4 protein-coding genes and 1 tRNA gene are annotated in these 4,041 nt (G+C 64.7%); 4 read left to right on the plus strand and 1 reads right to left on the minus strand.

The features are described 5' to 3' along the window. Positions 1-653, minus strand: a 653-nt coding sequence (locus tag BN1263_RS16940) for an ABC transporter transmembrane domain-containing protein (RefSeq protein ID WP_260832988.1), incomplete at its 3' end; no start/stop codon positions are given. 228 nt (positions 654-881) lie between these two features. Between BN1263_RS16940 and BN1263_RS16945 the strand changes: the two genes are divergently transcribed. The 4 genes from BN1263_RS16945 to BN1263_RS16960 all read left to right on the plus strand — a co-directional run bounded on the left by BN1263_RS16945 (position 882) and on the right by BN1263_RS16960 (position 3,945). Next, entirely contained in the window at positions 882-2,471 is a 1,590-nt protein-coding gene (locus tag BN1263_RS16945; RefSeq protein WP_019660486.1) for a cytochrome ubiquinol oxidase subunit I, read from the plus strand. 15 nt (positions 2,472-2,486) lie between these two features. Beyond that, positions 2,487-3,638, plus strand: a complete 1,152-nt coding sequence (gene cydB, locus BN1263_RS16950) for a cytochrome d ubiquinol oxidase subunit II (protein ID WP_058982786.1) — start codon at positions 2,487-2,489, stop codon at positions 3,636-3,638. Positions 3,639-3,696: 58 nt separating this feature from the next. After that, positions 3,697-3,813 carry a cytochrome bd-I oxidase subunit CydX gene (cydX, locus tag BN1263_RS16955; RefSeq protein ID WP_021204639.1) on the plus strand — a complete coding sequence of 39 codons (117 nt, stop codon included), beginning with the start codon at positions 3,697-3,699 and terminating at the stop codon, positions 3,811-3,813. Between the two features lie 55 nt (positions 3,814-3,868). Next, positions 3,869-3,945: transfer RNA gene (locus tag BN1263_RS16960), tRNA-Pro, on the plus strand. The last annotated feature ends 96 nt before the right edge of the window (positions 3,946-4,041 follow it).

Here is a 4,041-nt window from a genome sequence, read left to right on the forward strand (position 1 = left end):
CCGCTCATCCGTGCCAGCTCACCCAGCTGCGCGCGGCCGGCCGCTTCGGCGCCCCAGCCCACCAGCATCATGAAAAATGGCACCAGCGGCGCAGTGAACAGCAGGATCAGCGCCACCACCCAGTCGACCCAGGCGACAGCGGCCAGGATCAGCAGCGGCACCACCACCACTTCAGTGCGCACCGGCAGGAAGCCGCTGTAATAGCTCTCGATCGCATCACCGTGATGCAGCATCAGTTCGCCCAGTTCGCCGGTGCGGCGCTGCCGCAGCCACAGTGGGCCGTGGCCCAGCAGGCGTGCGAACACGCGTTCGCGCAATGCCAGGCGTGCGGCGTCGGCCACGTCACCGGCAGCCGCCTGGGTGGCGCTGCCCAGCAGCGTGCGCAGCACCAGGATCACCGCCAGCCCACCCAGCGCTGGCAGTCCCGAGGCCAGCGGCACGCGCTCCACCAGCACCTGCTGCACCAGCCAGGCGATGGCGGCAGCCTGGCCGATCAACAGCGCGCCGGACAGGCTGATGCACAGCGCGGCCAAGCGCTGGCGGCCCCGGGCGGAGCGTGCCAGGTCGGCCAGCCAGGCCGTGCGCACACGCCGCTGGCGGGCGGTTTCAGCTTCCGGGGACAGGCCGTCAGGGGTCGTTTCGGCAGCGCTCAAGAGGTCTTCACGGGCAACGGGGGAGACACGGCATTGTAGGCGCAGGCAATAGCCCGCCCCTGCGGCCGGCGGTCGCAGTCTTCATCAGGTTGGCATACGATCAACCGGGGCACCTGTTCATACATTGATCTGGATCAAGGCTGTTTGAAGTAGTCGGTCACATCATTCACGTCGTAGACCACCCTTCCCGCCACCTGCAACGGCACTATCCAACGAGGTAGCCAGGCCATGATTGATCAGACAGTCGTAGAACTGTCGCGGCTGCAATTCGCGCTGACCGCGATGTACCACTTCCTATTCGTACCCCTCACCCTCGGCCTGTCCTTCATGGTGGCCATCATGGAGAGCGTGTACGTGATGACCGGCAAGGAGATCTGGCGCAGGATGACCCTGTTCTGGGGCGTCCTGTTCGGCATCAACTTCGCCATGGGCGTCGCCACCGGCATCGTCATGGAATTCCAGTTCGGCATGAACTGGTCCTACTACAGCCACTACGTGGGTGACATCTTCGGTGCGCCGCTGGCCATCGAAGGCCTGATGGCCTTCTTCCTGGAAGCCACCTTCGTCGGCCTGTTCTTCTTCGGCTGGAACCGCCTGAGCAAGGTCAAGCACCTGATGGTGACCTGGCTGATGGCGCTGGGCACCAACCTGTCGGCGATCTGGATCCTGGTCGCCAACGGCTGGATGCAGAACCCGACCGGTGCGGTGTTCAACCCGGAAACCATGCGCATGGAAGTGGTCGACTTCATGGCGGTGGTGTTCAACCCGGTGGCGCAGGCCAAGTTCGTGCACACCGTCAGCGCCGGTTATGTGACCGGTGCGGTGTTCGTGATGGCGATCAGCGCCCTGTTCCTGCTGCGCAACAAGCACAAGGACTTGGCCCGACGTTCGTTCGCGGTGGCCGCGGCGTTCGGCCTGCTGTCCTCGCTGTCGGTGGTGGTGCTGGGTGACGAGAGTGGCTACGCCGCCAGCGAACACCAGAAGATGAAGCTGGCCGCGATCGAAGCGATGTGGGAGACCGAGCGTGCGCCGGCCGACTTCACCGCCTTCGGCATCCCGAACCAGGACACCCACCAGAACGACTACGCGGTGAAGATCCCCTACCTGATGGGCCTGATCGCCACCCGTTCGTTGAACCAGCCGATTCCGGGCATCCTGGAACTGGTCGAGCGCGCCGAACACCGCGTGCGTGGCGGCCAGCTCGCCTACGGCGCGCTGGAACGCCTGCGTGCGAACAAGAACGACGTGGAAGCGCGCGAGATGTTCGACCGCCACTGGCAGGACCTGGGCCACGGCCTGCTGCTCAAGCGCTATCGCGATGACATCCTCAACGCCACCCCGCAGGAGATCTCGCAGGCGGCGATGGACACGGTGCCGCGCGTGATGCCGTTGTTCTGGACCTTCCGCGTGATGGCCGGCCTGGGCTTCTACCTGATCGCCTTCTTCGCACTGGCCTTCTACTACTCCTGCCGCAACAATTTCCAGGACAAGCGCTGGTTCCTCAAGCTGGCCCTGTGGACGCTGCCGGCACCGTGGATCGCGATCGAGTGCGGCTGGTTCGTGGCCGAGTATGGTCGCCAGCCGTGGGCGGTCGATGGCGTGCTGCCAACCTTCTATGCGGCATCGGGGCTGGCCCTGCATGAAATCGTGCTGACCCTGGCCGGCTTCACCGCCATCTACACCGCGCTGATCGTGGTCGAGATCAAGCTGATGCTCAAGGCGATCCGCAAGGGTCCGGACGAGCTGCTGCCATCGCTGCAGTCGCCCCAGCCGCATGCTTCCCACAATGCCTCGGCGCCGGTCGCCGGCCAGGCCTGAGGCAGGAGAACCAAGATGGATTTCATTCTTCTGGACTACACCACGCTGCGCGTGATCTGGTGGCTGCTGCTCGGCATCCTGCTGATCGGTTTTGCCGTGATGGATGGTTTCGACCTGGGCGTGGGCACCCTGCTGCCCTTCGTCGCCCGCACTGACGCCGAACGCCGCCGGGTGATCAACACCATCGGCCCGGTCTGGGAAGGCAACCAGGTGTGGCTGATCCTGGGTGGCGGCGCCATCTTCGCCGCCTGGCCGCCGCTGTACGCGGTCAGCTTCTCTGGCTTCTACCTGGCGATGTTCGTGATCCTGTTCGCCCTGATCCTGCGCCCGGTCGGCTTCAAGTTCCGCAGCAAGATGCCCAGCGAACGCTGGCGCAACACCTGGGACTGGGCGCTGTTCATCGGTGGCTTCATCCCGGCGCTGATCATGGGCGTGGCAGTGGGCAACGTGCTGCTGGGCGTGCCGTTCCATTTCGATGACAGCATGCGCATCTTCTACACCGGCTCGTTCTTCGGCCTGCTGATGCCCTTCGCGCTGCTGGCCGGCCTGCTGAGCGTGTCGATGCTGGTCGCCCACGGTGCCGCCATGCTGGTGATCAAGACCGACGGCGCGGTGGCCGAGCGTGCCGCCCGATTCGGCAGCATCGCGGCGATCATCGCCTTCGTGCTGTTCGCGGTGGGCGGCGCCTGGGTGGCCTTCGGCCTGCCGGGTTACCAGATCACCTCGCAGGTGGTTACCGATGGCGCCACCAATCCGCTGCTGAAGACCGCCGAACTCGGCGCCGCCGGTGGCTGGATGCGCAACTACAGCGCGATGCCGGCCACGATCCTGGCCCCCCTGCTCGGCCTGGCCGGCCTGCTGGCCAGTGCGGTGCTGCTGCGGGCCCGTCGTGGTGGCCTGGCCTTCATCGCCTCCGGTGCGGCCATCGCCGGCATCATCCTGACCGTCGGCTTCGCCATCTTCCCGTTCCTGCTGCCGTCCTCGAGCCAGCCCACCTCCAGCCTGACCGTGTGGGATGCCTCGTCCAGCCACCTGACCCTGTGGATCATGCTGCTGGCCACGGCGGTGTTCCTGCCGATCATCCTCGCCTACACCACCTGGGTGTACCGCGTGCTGAAGGGCAAGACCACCTCCGAAGAGATGGGCAACAACCCCAACGCGTATTGATTGCTTGCACGTGTGCCGACCAACGGTCGGCACCTACCCGGAATGAAGGAGACTGATCATGTGGTATTTCGCCTGGATTCTCGGTGCCGGCCTCGCCTCGACGGTGGCCATCCTCAACGGCATGTGGTTCGAAGCCCGCGAGCAGAACCGCATCGAGAACGAAAATCGTCGCTGAGATGTAAAAAGACCTTGCCTCCTTGGCCTTCACACGGTATCTTAGGCGGCTCCTTCGGGGTGTAGCTCAGTCTGGTAGAGCGCTACGTTCGGGACGTAGAGGTCGCAGGTTCGAATCCTGTCTCCCCGACCACTTCGGTGGTCGCATTGAAGCCTGGTGATGTCGCCCAGGCTTTTTTGTTCCCTCGAAGTGGCACCGCTTTTGCGGTGTGAAGAAAACAGCGTTCAC

The sequence above is a fragment of the Stenotrophomonas thermophila genome (genome assembly GCF_001499715.1).
Taxonomy (GTDB): domain Bacteria; phylum Pseudomonadota; class Gammaproteobacteria; order Xanthomonadales; family Xanthomonadaceae; genus Stenotrophomonas; species Stenotrophomonas hibiscicola.

What these genes read in the sequence shown, in the direction of transcription:
- BN1263_RS16945 (WP_019660486.1), top strand. Translation starts at nt 882, where the DNA reads ATGATTGATCAGACAGTCGTAGAACTGTCGCGGCTGCAATTCGCGCTG.
- cydX (WP_021204639.1), top strand. Translation starts at nt 3,697, where the DNA reads ATGTGGTATTTCGCCTGGATTCTCGGTGCCGGCCTCGCCTCGACGGTG.
- cydB (WP_058982786.1), top strand. Translation starts at nt 2,487, where the DNA reads ATGGATTTCATTCTTCTGGACTACACCACGCTGCGCGTGATCTGGTGG.